Raw genomic sequence first — 16074 nt, 5'->3', positions numbered from 1 at the left:
GATTATTAGGAGTACATAAAACGGTTTACATACGGAGGGATATTTATGAGCAAAATGACAGGTCGGATACAAGAGCATTTATTTTTTTCAGATGCTTTACAGGAAGAATTAACTTTGCTTATCTATTTACCTGCTAATTTTTCACCTTTATATACATACAGTTTATTAATTGCACAGGACGGACAGGATTATTTCCGCTTAGGTAGAATTGGCAGACAGATTGATGCTTTATTAACTAACGAGGAGATTGAACCTCTCATTGTTGTTGGGATCCCTTATCGTGATGTCCAGGATAGACGTGATAAATACCATCCAGAAGGTAGCAAGCATAAACAATATATCCATTTTCTCGCTCAGGAGCTAGTCCCATTTCTTGATCGGGAATTTCCGACACATCAAATTGGTTATGGACGCGCGCTTATTGGCGATTCACTTGGGGCGACGATTTCACTCTTAACAGGCATGCTGTATCCAAATACATTCGGAAAGCTGATTTTACAATCTCCATTTGTGAATGAGGATGTGTTAAATGCAGTCAAAGCTTATACTTCCAAACAAAAGCTGATTATCTTTCATCAAATTGGGAATGACGAGATAAACGTAAAAACGACGGATGGGTTAATCCAGAATTTTTTATCTCCAAATCGGCAATTAAAATCTGTGCTGGAGACAAAAGGATTTTCTTACACATATGAGGAATTTAATGGGGATCATACATGGAAGCATTGGCAGCCTGCGCTCACCCCTATTTTAAGAGAAATGTTTGTATAGCAGCATAAAAATGAAAACAATTTCATGATAATGGGTTTCTAATCAATTATTTGTTATACTATGTGTAAAGACGTAATTAGGAGGGAATGACATGAAATACGGAATTGCCCTTTTTCCATCTAAAAAAATCCAGGACTTGGTCAATTCATACCGAAAAAGATATGACCCGCATTACGCTTTAGTACCGCCACATTTAACATTAAAAACTGCTTTTGAAGCAAATGATGAAGACATTGAAGCAATAACAGATGAGCTACGGAAAATTGCACAATTAACTAGTCCGATAAAGCTCTCTATTAAAAAGGTTAGTTCTTTTTATCCTGTGAACAATGTCATTTATTTAAAAGTAGAGCCTACCGAAGAGCTAATCGAATTGCATGAAAAGCTCCATACCGGCGGATTAAATAGTCAGCCAGAATATGCCTTTGTTCCACATATTACAATAGGCCAAAAGCTTTCAGATGATGAGCATTCCGATGTGTTAGGAAGCTTAAAAATGCTTGATGTCCAGCATGAAGAAATGGTTGATCGATTCCATCTTCTCTACCAATTAGAGAACGGCTCATGGACAGTATACGAAACATTTTTACTAGGAAAGGATTGCAAGTAATTGAACGTACAACAAGTTACAACAAAGGAACAACTAGAAGATGCATTTAAAATAAGACAGGAAGTATTTGTAAATGAACAAAAGGTTCCTGTAGAAGAAGAAATTGATCAATTTGAGGATGAAGCTATACATATCGTTCTTTATGATGAGCGAACTCCAGTTGGTGCTGCTCGTCTCCGTATCCTTGATGGAATTGGTAAGCTTGAAAGAATATGTGTCCTATCTTCATGTAGAGGAAAAGGAGCAGGAAAGCAGCTTGTCGATAAACTTGAAGAAATCGCGTCATCTGAAGGGGTTAAAAAATTCAAACTTAATGCGCAAACACATGCAATTCCTTTTTATGAGCGATTAGGATATAAAACGATTTCTGATATTTTCATGGATGCAGGAATCCCACATGTAACGATGATTAAAGAAGTGACTCAAGGAAGCTGACATTTTTGTTAGCTTTTTTATTTAGCTATTTTTTATCATTGTAATGAAAGAAGGTGAGCCGTTTCGCTCACCTTCCTTCATTACAATGTGTAGATGGATACTTGTTGAATAAAGTAAATGCTTATCTAGCTAAAGGGATTCTAAACAATAGGTTAAATCTATAATAAATTTGTTTCATTAAAAGATTCCCTCTAATCATCATTATATGAAGCTGTTTTAATAAGCGTATTATATTATCCAAAACGAATCCCTCCACATTGAAATTTGTGTTATTTCCTAACACATTGATAGTTTTTATTTATAATCATTTATTTATACCTAATGTTCAATGTAGATTTACTATTCATTTTTCTAGGCTGTTTTTGTAAACTTTGTTGCTATTTACTAAGCTATCGTTTTTGGTTGATTTCCGCTTCAGTACTCGCTTTCCGCGGGGTGGGTAGTGAGCCTCCTTAGTGTAAATACCAGCTCAAGATTAACCTCTCCCACGCATCCCACAAGAGTCTCGCAATCATCCCTTATATAGTGAATACTAAAAACAACAACTTTTAGAAAAGAGCCTTTTTCTAAAACAACATTTATCCAACCGTATTAATATGCTTCCCTTTTCCGAGCTCGGCTTCTAGTTGTTTCACTTTTTCAAGCTTTTTCATTTTTTCCTCTAATATCATTGCAAAATGTTTTTTCTTTTGCACAAGTTCTTCTTTTTGATGCTTTCCTATAAACGGAATGGCAACTGTTGGTGTTGTATATGCATAATGTCTTTGTACTTGAACAGTGCGATTCACATATTGTGTATACGTGTCCTGTTGGATCGGTAAAATATAGCCCATTATCCATTCCCCCTTATCGTACCTTACTACCCTTTGTCCCTTTTTATGCCGTGAAATTTTCCTTTTCGATGCAAAAGCATTCTGTTAATATAGAATTTGTCGTTTCATTATATATTCTAAGTTTTTATTCGTTATCCTTTATTACATATATACGAAAAAATATTTTAAATTGAGAGGGTGAGTAGGATGAAATTTGCCATTATGGATAATAGAGAGCTTGATTTATCACAGCTACCACGAGAAGAATATCAAACAGTATATGAGTTAAGCTTAACCGATCGTGTCCTATGCAAAATCTGTAGTCAGCCTGTCAAGCTCTATTTAGGGATAAGTAACGAGCCAAGCTTCTATCATCCGAATCATAAAGAAAACGAAAGATGTCAGCAAGGGGAACATTCACACTCTCACATTATCTCTCCTATAGAAGATGTTGAGGAAGCCTACATAGAACGTAATGGGTTTCGAATACCAAAGTCTCGTGCGATATCTACTCTTGAAAGACCAAAAACTCCCATTTGGCAGCAGCCTACACCGTTAAAGGTGCATTCACCATTTACATATCAACAAAATCATTTATCATCAGTTCTTGGGATTTCGCTTGATGCCCCTCAGAAACAAGCTGTTATGACAATTTCAGGTCCTTTACTCATTTTAGCAGGTGCAGGCAGTGGAAAAACTCGAGTACTGACAACAAGAGCACTTTACATGCTAGAAGAACAGAAGATTGACGCAAAATCGATTATGCTTGTAACATTTACGGCAAAGGCTGCACGAGAAATGAATGAGCGCATCAAAGCAAATACAACACTTAATCAGGTTCAGCTAAATCAGTTGTTAATTGGAACCTTCCATAGTATTTTTTATAAGATTCTTCTCCATCATGATCGAAACAGATGGAATAGTAGTCATTTACTTAAATGGGACTGGCAAAAGGAAAATTACTTAAAACAAGCTGCGCGAGAATTAGGTTTGGATGAAAAGGAATTTCCGTTTGATCAAGCGCTACAGCAAATTGGATACTGGAAAAATACACTTTATACTCCTGAGGATGTTAAACCAAGTGATTCATTTGAGGAAACAGTTCTATCTCTTTACAAATATTATGAACAGCAAAAATTGCAGCACGGACAATTTGATTTTGATGATATGCTCATAAAATGTTATGAGCTTTTACACGATAACCCATCTATTCTTGAAGCATACCAACAAAGATTTCACTATTTCTTAATTGATGAGTTTCAAGACATCAATCCCGTTCAATATAAATTAATGAAGCTTTTATCTAGTCATACTAAAAACCTTTGTGCCGTTGGTGATGATGATCAAACGATTTATAGCTTCCGTGGAAGCACTCCATCCTTCATCCTATCATTTAAAGATGAATTTCCAAACGCGACGATTATTCATTTATCATCTAATTATCGATCAGATCATCATATCGTTTCATCTGCAAATGCAGTAATCTCAAAAAACAAGCAACGGTTACCTAAACAAATGGTTGCTCAATATGAATCAAGCTACAGACCAACCTGCTTTTTTCCATATGACGAAGAGGAAGAAGCAACAATGATTGTAAATGATATAAAGGAAAAAATTGCTGAAGGAGCAACACCAAACGAATTTGCGATTCTTTATCGGACACATACAGGAGGGAGAGCCATTTTCGAACGCTTTGTTCAATCAAGTATTCCATTTGTCATTGAACGTGAACAAAGCTCATTTTACGAAAGAAAAATGGTTCGTGGAGTATTAGCCTATTTACAGCTGAGTATCAATCCAGATCATACTGCTGCACTCACTGAACTTATTCGTCCATTGTTTTTAAAGCAATCTATTTTAAATGATGTGAAGGCATTATCGATTCTTCATGATTGCTCACTTGTTGAAGCATTATTATTTATTCAAGGACTACCAAGCTTTCAAATTTCTAAGCTAAAAAAAATTGTTCCTAGAATCTCTCAATTAAAAAAAGAAAAGCCTGTCACAGCAATCCAGATTATTGAAAAAGAACTGGGATTTCATGATTATTTAAAAAAACAAGGCAATGAAGGAAATGCAATCGAAAAAGGGTCAGATGATGTGAATGATCTAAAAGTAGTTGCTAAAAAGTTTTCAACCGTAAGTGAGTTTCTCCAGCACACAGATCATATGACATTGACTCAACGTGCGTTGAAAGAACAGAAAACCTATAACTGGTCAGGTGTCCAGCTCATGACTGTTCATCGTTCAAAAGGTCTTGAATATAAATATGTATATATACTAGGAGCTGTTGATGGTTCGCTCCCACATGATTTCGCATTGGAATCCGCACGTAAGGGAAATAATGAATTCTTAGAGGAAGAGCGTCGCTTGCTTTATGTTGCAATGACGAGAGCAAGGGAGCATTTATTTCTTTCAATTCCTTCCTATCGACGTGGAAGAAAAGCTTCACCATCCCGCTTTTTAAAGCCATTGTTATAAAACATACATTTCTTTTTGTAAAGATTATTGATTTAGCATGTAAAAGAAATTTCACCTGATAATAAGCTGTGTAAAGGTCAGGTACTTATTAATAAATTTCAAGCGACAGAGTAGACTAAAAACCAACTAGAATAATAGATTTCAAAACAAAAAAGGTGTTATCTCAATTTTTAGTGAGATAACACCTTTTTATTGAATTATTTCTTGTTCATCATTTTTGAAATTGTATTAAAGTCTAATTTCTCATTACCATTTACAATTGATTGGACGATTTTATCTTCCATTTGCTTTGAAACTGGCTTATTCGCGATTTGAGCAACTCGTTTAATTACACTTCTTACAGTTTTTTCATCTTTAAAATTTGCACCTTGTAAAGAATTAGCTAAGGAGAACACATCATTCATGTTTACTCCTGTTTTATTTTCAAGGTTTTTGAAAAATTTATTATCCATTTTCCCGCCTCCTTAATTCATGATATAGTGTATGAATTGCTAGGCATAATGTGCTAAAATCTTTTCATTTACCTTTTCATAAAGAAAGTACGAGCAACTATTGCCCGTACTCTTTTCCTATCACATTACTTATTAGTCAAAAAAAGATGCACCAACAATGATTAATAGGATGAATAATACAACAATCAACACGAAGCTGTTGCCGTAATAGCCACCGCCGCCGTAACCATAGTTACCACCACCGTAACCGTAACCCATGAGCATTGCACCTCCCTCTTTGCTTCATCCCTATACTTTATGAACGATATTTTCAATCCGTTTGGACGAATACATATTAACGTTTAATGTTGGATATTATTTTTTATCGAACTCGTGCTTAATCAACCATTGTCCAATATCCTCCGCAATTGACTCCATACGTTTTTCAAAATCCACAGATTTTTTATCAATTTCCTCTAATTGAGTAGTTATTTGCTCGATCCGAGTATCCTGTTCGGATTGTATCCTGTCATGCTTCCGATAAATTGATTCAACGAATTTACTAAAGCTTGCTTTGGTCATTTTGTTCTCCATCACCTTTTGAAGTAGCCTGATTGCTTATTTTTACTATAGTTGATGCAAACAGAGATTAAGATGTTCACTTTTTTTACTATTAGCTAAATTTTAACTTACGTTTGTTTTTACTGGCATAATCTTTCAAGTGAATCTTGTCAGCGTCCTGAACGCAACAAAAGATTCAAAGCTTATTACTTAATTAAAAAGCAAAAGGAGACTGCATGAAACAGCCTCCTCGCTTTTTCAGTTTTTCTACAAAAGTTTCATGTAAAAACCGAATTCTTCATTCATCTACTTGCTTTTTCTTCTTTCCACAACCACAGCCACTTTTTTTGACTCTTTTTCGCTTTGTAGAGCTATAGACTGATTGGTTAGTATTATTGCTTTGCCCTAGGGAAGGATGCAGTCTGACATTTTTCAATTGATATCCCACCTTCCTATATTTTTCGGTTCAATCCTACTTCCTTACATATAAAATTGGCTTGCAAAATATCCAGCTTTATCTCATTTTATGTGTTATTTCTAATATGTTTCTAAGTGATCGGCCTATTCTATAAATCTTGATACAAACACTTCTATTATTCCGGCCATTCCTGCAATTGCTAAAATCACAATAAGCGGCTCTACTCCTGTTGGCCAAATTAGCCAAGCACCGTATAAAAAAGCTGTACACCATACACCTGTGCACCAATAACAGCTAAGCAATTCACCTATCCATGCTCGAAGGCCAGTTCCCTTCATTTCTATATAAACTTCTACATTGCCAGCGTCATCTACTTCTTCAACTTCTTTATGGAATGGGTATCGGATAAATCCTGTTATTTTATCAAAGACAATCAATCTCGTTAACCGGAATGAAGCAAAGGCAAATAATATGAGGTGTAACCAAGTCATTTCCCCACCTCCTATTTTCTATATCCTTTATAAAATTATGAATAAAATTGGATTTTATGTTTACGTACAAGGCTAATATGAAAAGTTTTTATTACAAAAAATATTTGTTTTTTTTTACGTCAACTTGCCATCTCACGCTTAAATCTAGAGAATTTGCTGAAAAATGGGTGTGCGTTTGTATGTTTTACCCATACAAAAAGTAGTGAATCTGCATTATATACAAGTAAAGGAGACACGACTTTATTCAAAATATGCTAGCCAATAGCCTCCAATAAAATTATTCATAAAAAGTCTGCCTCCTTTTTAAATCTCGAAAGGAGTGAGTTTTTTGTCTACAACTAGATGGTCAGCTTTAGATGACTGTAAAGAAGATAGCAATGTAATGCAGGAAGGCACTCAAGTTAATGATATGGTTCAAGCTTCTGAGGAATTTATTCACATTAAGGACTCTTGCAATATTGAAGTAACTTCAACAGATACTCAAGTAGCTGTATCACTGCAAGTAGCAATTCAAGTTGCCATTGCATTAGTCATTAACTTAACAATTGCTGATAGCGAACGTGCAGAGCAAGTAACACAGCAGCTATTACAAAACTCAGTTATCAAACAGGCAAATAAACAAAAATTGATTATCGAAAACTCTCGCGACGTCACAGTTAAAACAACTGATACTGATGTAGCTGTATCTCTTCAAGTTCTAATTCAAATCCTTCTTGCACTAATTGTCTCAATCGATATTTTCTAATCCCTCCAATAAAAAGAAGGAGCAAAGCACTATATAAATCAATATTGTGTATAAAAGGGGTACTTGTGTTCTTACATTTAGGCACCCCCCTTTACTATTTAGAGAAGGTGAGGTGACAAGAATGGACGATAAAAAATTAAACCTCCAGGAAATTTCCTCAACAATGATGCAATTATTTGTCCAAGATGTGCTAAACAGAAACAACATTACAAAAGAAACTCGCAAACCATTATCTGATGAACAAAAAGAGCAAATTAAAAAGGTCGTTGCTGATTTACAAGCACAGGTTGAAGAGTATGTAAAAGGAACGAAGAAAACGGAAGAAGACGTACCGAAAGCAGAAGAAACTACAAAAAATACGACGTTACGTGACATGCTGAAAAAAAGAAAAAATGACAATTAAACTAAAAATGGGGATTTAACCCAAGATGTTTGTCTTATACAAAACTAGATTTTCATCATTTAATAATAGTACATTGAAAGGAGGAATCAGCAAATGGAAGCAAGACCATATAAATGGGTAGCATTAGATGAACAATCATGTCATCCAACAGAGGATGTTGGTGGAGTAGGTGGACATCACGGCCGCTTCTTCGATCCAGATGCAACTGTAGCACAGGCAGCAGACCAAGTAAGTGAAACTGAACAAATTTCTTCTGAAACAATTATCATTAAGGATTCATGTGATGTTGATGTAACTAGCACAGATACTCAAGTTGCCGTTTCACTTCAAGTTGCACTTCAAGTCGCAATTGCATTAGTAATAAATATCACAATTGCTGATAGCGCTCGAGCTGAGCAAGTAACTCAACAATTATTACAACAAGCAGATATTAAACAACTAAACAAGCAAAAACTTGTCATCGAAAACTCTCGTCAAGTAAATGTTAAAACTACTGATACAGATGTTGCTATCTCACTTCAAGTTTTATTACAAATCTTAATTGCATTAGTAGTAAACATCGACATTTTCTAATGAATAAAAAAAGCAGGGGGAAAACTCCTGCTTTTTTACAATGTATATTTCTTACATAGTCTCTCCTGCTCAAAAGTTATCCCCATTTCCCATTTTTATATTAAATACCTAAATTCTTTTTTATATTGATTTCCCAACATTAGACGTTTACCCACACCAACTAGTCATTAAACACATAGTCTGTTAAGGACTAAAGTCAAATAACTATTTAAGGAGATGACTTATCAATGGGTTGCAAAGATAGAAAAGATGGCAACAATTGCGTATGTGATGCTGTTGAGCAAATTTTAGCAGAACAAGAAGCTGTTGAAGAAATTAGTTGTCCGACTAGCTGCTACAGCAATTTATTAAGTCCTGCTGCTGGACCTCAAAGAGATACAATTCCTTTCATGTTAACAAACAAGAAGGGTGAACTATTCAAAGCATTCGGTAATGTTGGTGGCTTCATGGGTGACATGACTTGCTTCAAAACAATTTTCTTCCGTGTAGAGGCTGTGGAAGATTGCTGTGCAACATTATCATTACTTCGTCCAGTAGATGTAGACGGACACACAGAAAGCGTGCACGATCCATGTGACGAATGCTTCTTCGGTTTAGAAAAAACAGACTTCTGCATCGAAGTCGACCTTAGCTGCTTCTGTGCAATTCAATGCTTATCACCAGAGCTAGTTGACCGTGTAGCTGACAAACATCACCACAAATAATGATGAAAGAATAGACTGCTGACAATCAGCAGTCTTTTTCTTGTTCTATCTTAGTTAAGCTAGTTATTAAGATTAAACTCTTGAAATTTATGGCGTCAACGTGACAAAGATGTCTACAGCTAAAACTTTATTGATTGTACATTTTTGTAGGAGATACTTAAAACTAGGCAGTTATCCTAACACCATTTGTTCACTGTTTCCTTATACTAATTGTAAGAATGGAAACAGGAGGAAAAGCCATGACTAGTAATAATGCGGTACATTGTGTTTGTTCTGTTATTGAAAATATTTTTGAACAACAACAAGCTGTCTGTAAAAAATGTCTGACAAGCTGCTATCGTAACCTCCTTCTGCCGACCGTTTACCTAGGCGATACCATCCCTTTTCTTTTATATACAGAAAAAGGAGAGTTATTCAAAGCATCTGGCTATGTAGGAAAGGATTGCTTCAGTACTCCATTTTTTAGAATTGAAAATTTCGATGAATGCTGTGCAACATTGAGACTATTACTGCCTTTACAGCACGACGGCCACCTTGCAGAGGATGTATGTGATGTCCATGAATTAGTAAAGACAAGAATCTGTATTAATGTAGATTTAACATGCTTTTGCGCTATCCAGTGTCTATCTCCTAAGTTAGTTAATTAATTTAAGGAACTCAAATTAAATTTACATCTGCTTTCTTATACTATCTGAGATATCTCTCAACTTTTTAAGAATATCTGTCAACTTCAAAGACAAATTTGTCAACCTTTACAGCAAATCTGTCATTTGACAAATTTCTTCACAACCGAAAAAGGCCAACAAATTTGTTAGCCTTATCTCTTTTCCTTTTCAGTTAAATTAAAAACCTAATAAATTGATTACTTGAATGTTTTCTAATGGTATCTCAATTGGTTTTGCATGTGTTAAAGAGCGAATTGTTACAATGTTATTTTCCTCTGTCATAATAACTCCACGGTATTTTTCATCCTTTGTTTCAATTAAGCATAGAGTACGCGGCATATTTTTAGGTAAGTTTTTAAAAAACTCAACCTTTTCTTCAATGCTCATTTGCATAATTGGCTTTCTTTGTTTCCGGTATTGCTTCGCTGTTTGCTCTTCGATCGGTTCTTCCTTTTCTTCCTCCTGAATAGCTTCCTGAACATTTGCTGGAGCCTCTTCTATTTCATCCTTCATTTCAATTTCATTTGTTGCAGTTTCAGGTGCTTGTTGCTTCTTAGCTTTTCGGACTACAAATGATTGCATTTTCACCTTAATTTCGTCGCTTTCAGGCTGAACAATATACATGAGAGGCTTCATTTGATAATTTCCCTTTTGTTTGCTGCTCATGATGTTACCTCCAATACTTAAGAATGTACACACTGAACATGTTATGCGAGCGAATTTAGGATTGTGCCTATTTCACCATTTGAATTATTAAAGTAAAAAAACCGCTATCTCCTTTTAAATAGAGACAGCGGTTTTTTATCATTATGCTAAAATGTGATAGCCTGAATCAACATGCAGGTTTTCACCAGTCATTCCTCTAGAAAGGTCACTGAATAAGAATAAAGCAGTATCGCCAACCTCTTCTGGAGTTGTTGTTCTGCGTAATGGTGAACGTTCTTCAATATCTTTAAGGATGCTATTAAAGTCACTAATTCCTTTTGCAGAAAGTGTACGGATTGGACCTGCTGAGATAGAGTTTACGCGAATTCCATCTTTCCCAAGGTCACTTGCTAAATATCTAACACTTGCATCTAATGAAGCCTTTGCAACACCCATAACATTATAGTTAGGAAGTACGCGTTCTCCACCAAGGTAAGTAAGCGTAACAATGCTTCCACCCTCAGTCATCAATGGACGCACTTCCTTCGCAACAGCTGTTAAAGAATATGAGCTAATATTATGCGCTAATAAGAAGCCATCACGAGTTGTATTTAAATATTCACCTTGAAGCTCTTCTTTATGAGCAAATGCAATACAATGCGCAACCCCATGAACAACACCGACTTGTTCTTTGATTGTGTTAAAGCATGTTTTTACTTCTTCATCATTTGTCACATCACATGGTAAAACGATTGAATCATTTCTTTCTAATGATTCAACTAGTTCTCTAACTGATTTTTCTAATCTTTCCCCTGCATATGTGAAAATTAATCTTGCACCAGCATTATGTAAAGAACGTGCAATTCCCCAAGCAATGCTTCGTTTATTTGCAACTCCCATAACGACAATATTACGTCCATTAAGTGATAAGTTCATCTATATCCTCCTCAGTTTTAATACATGTTATTAGTACCTGGTTATAATTATATCATTAATTTTGCTGAAGTGCTAGATGATCTAAAAGGGTCAGTCCCCAATTTATTCATTTTGGGGACTGACCCTTTGATTTGTTAAGAGAGTATTCCACTTATCCGACATAGCGGTGATAAAGCTTTTTAGCCTCCGCAATCTCCTTTGTCCCATGGACAAGTGCGCGACCATCCTTAAATAGAACGATCCGATGTTCCCCAAAAGTGAACGACATTAAAAATGGGTTTTCTAAAAATGCATCAGCAATTGGTTTAACACGTTCAGCTATTTTTGCAAATGATAGCTCATTTCCATTTGTCGGTCTAATTTGGACAGTATCTCGCCCACAAAGAACCGCAGCTTTTGTTTCCTTTTCAGCAGTTAAATATGGATAGACAGGATCTTTTCCACATGTTGGGCATGCATCGTTTTTTAATCGTTCCATATTAATTGCGGAATATTGGTTTTTCCATAAATCAAAAGAAACTAGCTTGCTTCGTAAATTCTCGGTATCACCGACTAACAGCTTCAATACCTCTGTTGTTTGATGTGAGGTAACCATTGAGACAATTGGTGATATAACACCAACAGTATCACATGTTAATCCGTCAAACGGAATATGCTTTAGTAAGCAATGTAGACAAGGTGTTTGATTTGGGATGACAGTAAACGATAAACCGTAACTGCCAACACAGCCACCATAAATCCATGGAATAGAATGCTTTAATGAGACATCATTGATTAGAAGTCTTGTTTCAAAATTATCAGTTGAATCAACAATGACATCAACCCCAGTAATCCAATTCTCGATATTACTTGATGTAACATCGTCGACATATGCTTGAACAATTACCTCTGAATTGATTTGTGCTAAATGGTTCTTAATGGCAATTGCTTTCGGAAGACGATTTTCCGCATCGTCCTCGACATATAATTGCTGTCTTTGCAGATTGCTCCATTCCACATAATCTCGATCAATAATTGTTAATTTTCCGACACCAGCTCTTGCTAACATTTCAGCATTAGCTGTCCCTAGTGCGCCTGCACCGATAATGAGCACATGCTTTTCCATTAATGCTTTTTGCCCTTCTTCTCCAATCGGCGCAAATAATATTTGTCTAGAATAACGTTCCATTAAGTAGTCATCATTCCTTCTGTAGGACTGCTAGCTGTCGCATATTCCTTTTTAGGAATTCTTCCTGCTTCATAGCCTAATCTACCAGCTTCAATCGCAAGCTTCATCGCAACGGCCATTTTTACAGGATCTTTAGCGGCAGAAACAGCTGTATTTAATAATACTCCATCAGCACCTAGCTCCATCGCTAACGCTGCATCAGCAGGTGAACCGATTCCAGCGTCAACAATAACCGGCACCTTAGATTGTTCAATTATAAACTTTAAATTTAATGGATTAAGAATCCCTTGGCCAGAACCAATAGGTGAAGCACCAGGCATAATTGCATGAACACCTAGTTCTTCAAGCCTTCTAGCTAATACTACATCATCTGAAGTATATGGTAAAACGATAAATCCTTCCTCTAAAAGCATTTCACTTGCCTTTAACGTTTCGACTGGATCAGGCAGCAATGACCTGTCACAGCCAATTACTTCAACTTTAATCATATCGCATAAACCAGATGCTTTTGCAAGCTTTGCAATTCGCACAGCTTCCTCAGCCGTTTTTGCCCCTGCAGTGTTCGGTAATAAAGTGTATTTTGATACATCAAGCTGTTCTAAGAAGTTTGGTTGTGATGCTTCGAAAATGTTCATTCTTCTTACAGCAAACGTTAAAATCTCTGCTTCAGATTGAGCTACTGCTTCCTTTTGAATCTCAAATGATGGATATTTTCCAGTACCTAATAATAATCTTGATTGAAATGTTTTATTTGCTATTTTTAACATAATTTCATCCTCCTCCTACGAAATGAACAAGCTCAACCTCATCACCATTTTTAATGAAGGTTGATTCATATTGCTCCTTTAAGATAATTTCCCGATTATGCTCAACAATGACAAGTCTGTCCTCAAGCTTATAAAATGCTAGTAAGCCTTGGATAGTCTTTACTTCATCCTGCAGCGCAACCATTTCACCATTTAGTTTTATTTCCACTTTATCCCCTCACTTTCTGAGCTAATTTTCGTTTTAATGAAAATGCCTCTACATACTCTTCATTTTGCTCTCTTCCTAAAATGAGATCGCGAATCATGATGCCTGTTTGTGGAGCTAGCAAAATTCCATTTCGATAATGTCCAGTTGCAAAATAAATCGATTCTCCATCAGGATGCTGACCTATATATGGTTTTCCATCGTCTGTTTGTGGTCTTAATCCAGCCCATGTATGTAGTAATGTTGCAGACTCCATGTTTGCTAGAATAGGTGTAACTTTCTCTAGCAATGAGTGGATGCCACCAATTGTCGGAAGTGTGTTCCAATCATTCTCCACCATTGATGCACCAACAACAAATCGTCCATCACCTTTTGGAACGATGTAGCAATGATCGTAAAAAATCGTTTTTTCTAAATGAATATCACTGCTTTGAAAGGCAAGGCATTCTCCTTTAACTGGTTTTAAGCTTCCATTTATTCCAAGCTGCTTAAAAAAGTAGCCACTCCAAACCCCGTTCGCAATTACAACATGCTTACATGTGAATTCTGTATGCGGGGTAGATAATGTATATTCATTAGCTGCTGTTTTCTCAATTGTATGTACTGGTGTGTTTTCAAAAATGCTTGCCCCAAAATAATTAGCAGACTTTGAAAAGGCTGCACAAACATGTGTTGGTGAAACATGACCATCCTCTGGAATATAGAGTGCCCCTTTAATTCCCATTGATAAGGTTGGTTCGTTTTCTAATACAACTTCCCTTGAATGCCATTGTAGTGAAGAATGATGCTTAACAAGCTGTTGCAACGCTTCAACTTCATCATCCTTTATCGCAAGCTTATACATACCGTTATCTACTAATTGAATATTAATCTGCGAATATTCGAAAAGCTCATTGCTAAGTGTATGATAGAGGCGTTGACTTTCCTTAGCAAACTGAAAAAAGGCATCGTTTGCTTCTAGTTCGGAGTTCGCCCCAAGCATTCCTGCTGCTGCATTTGTAGCTCCACTTCCTATCTTTTGACTTTCTAATACAACGACAGACACACCTTCCTTTGCCAGTTGATAAGCAATAGATTGACCGATGACCCCTCCCCCAATAATTCCTACATCAAAGTGTTTGTTCATTCTTTTCCACCTCTAGTAAACTCTCTTTTATTTGCTGTAAAGCGAAACTCGGATTGTCACTTGCCATAACATATGACATGATCGCCATTCCGCCTAGCTTAATATTTGATAATTTAGAAACTGTTTCAGGAACAATACCTCCGATCGCAATAACAGGAATAGAAACTGACCTACAGATATCTTCTAATAGTTCTACTCCTCTTGGAGGGAGCTTCGCTTTTGATTTAGTTGCAAACAGGTGACCGAACATAAGATAATCCGCACCGGCCTTTTCGCTAGCTATCGCTTCCTCTAATGTATGGACGGAACGCCCAATTTTTAATGAAGGCATAAACTCCTTTACTGTTTGAATCGAAAAGCTATTTCCTGGCAAATGAATATTCGATAGCTGCTGTAATTGAACAACATCAAGGCGGTCATTAATGATAATTTTATCCCTACTTACACCGTTTTCTAACAGTGCTGAAACGATTTCCATCACTTCAGAAGCCGACTTCTTTTTTTCACGAATATGTAAAAAGTCAACCTCCTCATGAATCATGAGTATTTTTTTTATAATTTCCTTCACTGTTTGGACGCCATCTGTAATGACATGGATCTCCAATTGCTTCACCTTACTTTAATGTAATAGTTGTATTAGTTTTCTATCTCCTAAATACAAAAAACCACTTTCCAGGTAGGAAAGTGGTTTACATACTATATTTGATCTCGATACGTAAGTCCACTTCCCTACGCTGGTACAAACCAGATCAGGTTATAAGAGTCTTAAAGAAACACTTTAATCTCAGCCCTTTCATTAGGGCACCCCTAGCGGTATCATAACTATTCAATTTATAATGATAGAAATTGTTTGAACATTTGCTTATTTCTATCATACCATTTGTTGAATATCTTTCAAGAAAAAAATCATCACCATAGCTCAAGTTCACGTTTTAACTCGTTCACATATTCTCGTGATCCTGTCACAATTAACCGATCTCCGAGCTTTAAATCCGTATCCCCATGAGGAACAATCGAATCCTTCCCTCTAAAAATCCGAACAAAGATAATATCTCCTGTAAACGGAAAATTTCGAAGCAAATTATGATTGTTTTATCGGCAATGCCAACTGCTGCAAATACTACAAT

General features: G+C 36.1%; 22 protein-coding genes, 1 pseudogene and 1 riboswitch. Of the genes and pseudogenes, 9 read left to right on the top strand and 14 right to left on the bottom strand.

Annotated features, from left to right (window positions below; genetic code table 11):
* The first annotated feature begins 45 nt into the window (after positions 1–45).
* From HU235_RS08005 to HU235_RS07995, 3 genes are all read left to right on the top strand, one after another.
* Entirely contained in the window at positions 46–771 is a 726-nt protein-coding gene (locus HU235_RS08005) for an alpha/beta hydrolase (protein ID WP_174879860.1), read from the top strand.
* 91 nt (positions 772–862) lie between these two features.
* Positions 863–1381, top strand: a complete 519-nt coding sequence (locus tag HU235_RS08000; protein WP_174879859.1) for a YjcG family protein — start codon at positions 863–865, stop codon at positions 1379–1381.
* Positions 1382–1816, top strand: a complete 435-nt coding sequence (locus HU235_RS07995) for a GNAT family N-acetyltransferase (RefSeq protein ID WP_174879858.1) — start codon at positions 1382–1384, stop codon at positions 1814–1816.
* Positions 1817–2394: 578 nt separating this feature from the next.
* Here the strand turns inward: HU235_RS07995 and HU235_RS07990 are convergent.
* Positions 2395–2649: a hypothetical protein gene (locus HU235_RS07990; protein ID WP_095298323.1), complete on the bottom strand. Its 255-nt coding sequence runs from the start codon at positions 2647–2649 to the stop codon at positions 2395–2397.
* Positions 2650–2835: 186 nt separating this feature from the next.
* On the opposite strand from HU235_RS07990, the gene HU235_RS07985 reads away from it, so the two are divergent.
* Entirely contained in the window at positions 2836–5109 is a 2274-nt protein-coding gene (locus HU235_RS07985; RefSeq protein ID WP_174879857.1) for an ATP-dependent helicase, read from the top strand.
* A gap of 197 nt (positions 5110–5306) precedes the next feature.
* Here the strand turns inward: HU235_RS07985 and HU235_RS07980 are convergent, their stop codons facing one another.
* The 5 genes from HU235_RS07980 to HU235_RS07960 form a co-directional block, all read right to left on the bottom strand.
* Positions 5307–5561, bottom strand: a complete 255-nt coding sequence (locus tag HU235_RS07980; RefSeq protein WP_095298319.1) for a stage VI sporulation protein F — start codon at positions 5559–5561, stop codon at positions 5307–5309.
* Positions 5562–5693: 132 nt separating this feature from the next.
* Positions 5694–5819, bottom strand: coding sequence for a YjcZ family sporulation protein (locus HU235_RS07975; RefSeq protein ID WP_141231475.1), 126 nt, complete (start codon positions 5817–5819; stop codon positions 5694–5696).
* A 96-nt stretch (positions 5820–5915) separates the two neighbouring features.
* Positions 5916–6122, bottom strand: coding sequence for a hypothetical protein (locus HU235_RS07970; RefSeq protein WP_174879856.1), 207 nt, complete (start codon positions 6120–6122; stop codon positions 5916–5918).
* A gap of 277 nt (positions 6123–6399) precedes the next feature.
* Complete coding sequence (locus tag HU235_RS07965; RefSeq protein ID WP_170944246.1) at positions 6400–6537, bottom strand: hypothetical protein; 138 nt, start codon at positions 6535–6537, stop codon at positions 6400–6402.
* A 125-nt stretch (positions 6538–6662) separates the two neighbouring features.
* Positions 6663–7010 (bottom strand): DUF1360 domain-containing protein, encoded by a 348-nt coding sequence (locus HU235_RS07960; RefSeq protein WP_174879855.1) that lies wholly within the window; start codon positions 7008–7010, stop codon positions 6663–6665.
* A 319-nt stretch (positions 7011–7329) separates the two neighbouring features.
* Between HU235_RS07960 and HU235_RS07955 the strand changes: the two genes are divergently transcribed.
* From HU235_RS07955 to HU235_RS07935, 5 genes are all read left to right on the top strand, one after another.
* Positions 7330–7755, top strand: a complete 426-nt coding sequence (locus HU235_RS07955) for a spore coat protein (RefSeq protein ID WP_370877228.1) — start codon at positions 7330–7332, stop codon at positions 7753–7755.
* Positions 7756–7876: 121 nt separating this feature from the next.
* Positions 7877–8158 (top strand): hypothetical protein, encoded by a 282-nt coding sequence (locus HU235_RS07950; RefSeq protein WP_095298311.1) that lies wholly within the window; start codon positions 7877–7879, stop codon positions 8156–8158.
* Between the two features lie 93 nt (positions 8159–8251).
* The gene (locus tag HU235_RS07945) at positions 8252–8731 is read left to right on the top strand and encodes a spore coat protein (protein ID WP_095298309.1); all 480 of its coding nucleotides are present in this window, start codon (positions 8252–8254) and stop codon (positions 8729–8731) included.
* Between the two features lie 227 nt (positions 8732–8958).
* A complete protein-coding gene (locus HU235_RS07940) occupies positions 8959–9435 on the top strand; it encodes a CotY/CotZ family spore coat protein (RefSeq protein ID WP_095303604.1) in 477 nt (158 codons plus the stop codon).
* A gap of 239 nt (positions 9436–9674) precedes the next feature.
* A complete protein-coding gene (locus tag HU235_RS07935) occupies positions 9675–10082 on the top strand; it encodes a CotY/CotZ family spore coat protein (protein ID WP_174879854.1) in 408 nt (135 codons plus the stop codon).
* 195 nt (positions 10083–10277) lie between these two features.
* Here the strand turns inward: HU235_RS07935 and HU235_RS07930 are convergent, their stop codons facing one another.
* From HU235_RS07930 to HU235_RS07895, 8 genes and pseudogenes are all read right to left on the bottom strand, one after another.
* Entirely contained in the window at positions 10278–10766 is a 489-nt protein-coding gene (locus HU235_RS07930) for a CotO family spore coat protein (RefSeq protein WP_095303606.1), read from the bottom strand.
* A gap of 141 nt (positions 10767–10907) precedes the next feature.
* Entirely contained in the window at positions 10908–11681 is a 774-nt protein-coding gene (gene fabI, locus HU235_RS07925) for an enoyl-ACP reductase FabI (protein ID WP_095303179.1), read from the bottom strand.
* A gap of 151 nt (positions 11682–11832) precedes the next feature.
* Complete coding sequence (locus HU235_RS07920) at positions 11833–12849, bottom strand: thiazole biosynthesis adenylyltransferase ThiF (RefSeq protein ID WP_095303178.1); 1017 nt, start codon at positions 12847–12849, stop codon at positions 11833–11835.
* Positions 12849–13616: a thiazole synthase gene (locus HU235_RS07915; RefSeq protein ID WP_145584781.1), complete on the bottom strand. Its 768-nt coding sequence runs from the start codon at positions 13614–13616 to the stop codon at positions 12849–12851. The genes HU235_RS07920 and HU235_RS07915 overlap by 1 nt, the downstream gene beginning before the upstream one ends.
* Before the next feature lie 4 nt (positions 13617–13620).
* Complete coding sequence (gene thiS / locus HU235_RS07910; RefSeq protein ID WP_095303176.1) at positions 13621–13824, bottom strand: sulfur carrier protein ThiS; 204 nt, start codon at positions 13822–13824, stop codon at positions 13621–13623.
* A 1-nt stretch (position 13825) separates the two neighbouring features.
* Complete coding sequence (gene thiO, locus HU235_RS07905) at positions 13826–14947, bottom strand: glycine oxidase ThiO (protein WP_174879853.1); 1122 nt, start codon at positions 14945–14947, stop codon at positions 13826–13828.
* Entirely contained in the window at positions 14931–15551 is a 621-nt protein-coding gene (locus HU235_RS07900) for a thiamine phosphate synthase (RefSeq protein WP_174879852.1), read from the bottom strand. The genes thiO and HU235_RS07900 overlap by 17 nt, the downstream gene beginning before the upstream one ends.
* A 105-nt stretch (positions 15552–15656) precedes the next feature.
* Positions 15657–15766: riboswitch (TPP riboswitch) on the bottom strand.
* 90 nt (positions 15767–15856) lie between these two features.
* Positions 15857–16027: pseudogene (locus tag HU235_RS07895) on the bottom strand (TrkA C-terminal domain-containing protein); the annotation flags it as partial.
* Positions 16028–16074 lie beyond the last annotated feature (47 nt).

This window comes from Metabacillus niabensis (assembly GCF_902829255.1).
GTDB lineage: Bacteria > Bacillota > Bacilli > Bacillales > Bacillaceae > Metabacillus > Metabacillus niabensis.
Note: the sequence above shows the minus strand (reverse complement) of the source record. Positions and strands in the feature narration are given on the sequence as shown.

Coding starts and splice junctions, on each gene's coding strand:
- HU235_RS07930 (WP_095303606.1), bottom strand. CDS start 10,766: ATGAGCAGCAAACAAAAGGGAAATTATCAAATGAAGCCTCTCATGTAT.
- HU235_RS08000 (WP_174879859.1), top strand. CDS start 863: ATGAAATACGGAATTGCCCTTTTTCCATCTAAAAAAATCCAGGACTTG.
- HU235_RS07990 (WP_095298323.1), bottom strand. CDS start 2,649: ATGGGCTATATTTTACCGATCCAACAGGACACGTATACACAATATGTG.
- HU235_RS07960 (WP_174879855.1), bottom strand. CDS start 7,010: ATGACTTGGTTACACCTCATATTATTTGCCTTTGCTTCATTCCGGTTA.
- HU235_RS08005 (WP_174879860.1), top strand. CDS start 46: ATGAGCAAAATGACAGGTCGGATACAAGAGCATTTATTTTTTTCAGAT.
- HU235_RS07970 (WP_174879856.1), bottom strand. CDS start 6,122: ATGACCAAAGCAAGCTTTAGTAAATTCGTTGAATCAATTTATCGGAAG.
- HU235_RS07935 (WP_174879854.1), top strand. CDS start 9,675: ATGACTAGTAATAATGCGGTACATTGTGTTTGTTCTGTTATTGAAAAT.
- HU235_RS07945 (WP_095298309.1), top strand. CDS start 8,252: ATGGAAGCAAGACCATATAAATGGGTAGCATTAGATGAACAATCATGT.
- HU235_RS07950 (WP_095298311.1), top strand. CDS start 7,877: ATGGACGATAAAAAATTAAACCTCCAGGAAATTTCCTCAACAATGATG.
- HU235_RS07985 (WP_174879857.1), top strand. CDS start 2,836: ATGAAATTTGCCATTATGGATAATAGAGAGCTTGATTTATCACAGCTA.
- HU235_RS07920 (WP_095303178.1), bottom strand. CDS start 12,849: ATGGAACGTTATTCTAGACAAATATTATTTGCGCCGATTGGAGAAGAA.
- fabI (WP_095303179.1), bottom strand. CDS start 11,681: ATGAACTTATCACTTAATGGACGTAATATTGTCGTTATGGGAGTTGCA.
- HU235_RS07975 (WP_141231475.1), bottom strand. CDS start 5,819: ATGGGTTACGGTTACGGTGGTGGTAACTATGGTTACGGCGGCGGTGGC.
- HU235_RS07940 (WP_095303604.1), top strand. CDS start 8,959: ATGGGTTGCAAAGATAGAAAAGATGGCAACAATTGCGTATGTGATGCT.
- HU235_RS07980 (WP_095298319.1), bottom strand. CDS start 5,561: ATGGATAATAAATTTTTCAAAAACCTTGAAAATAAAACAGGAGTAAAC.
- thiO (WP_174879853.1), bottom strand. CDS start 14,947: ATGAACAAACACTTTGATGTAGGAATTATTGGGGGAGGGGTCATCGGT.
- HU235_RS07915 (WP_145584781.1), bottom strand. CDS start 13,616: ATGTTAAAAATAGCAAATAAAACATTTCAATCAAGATTATTATTAGGT.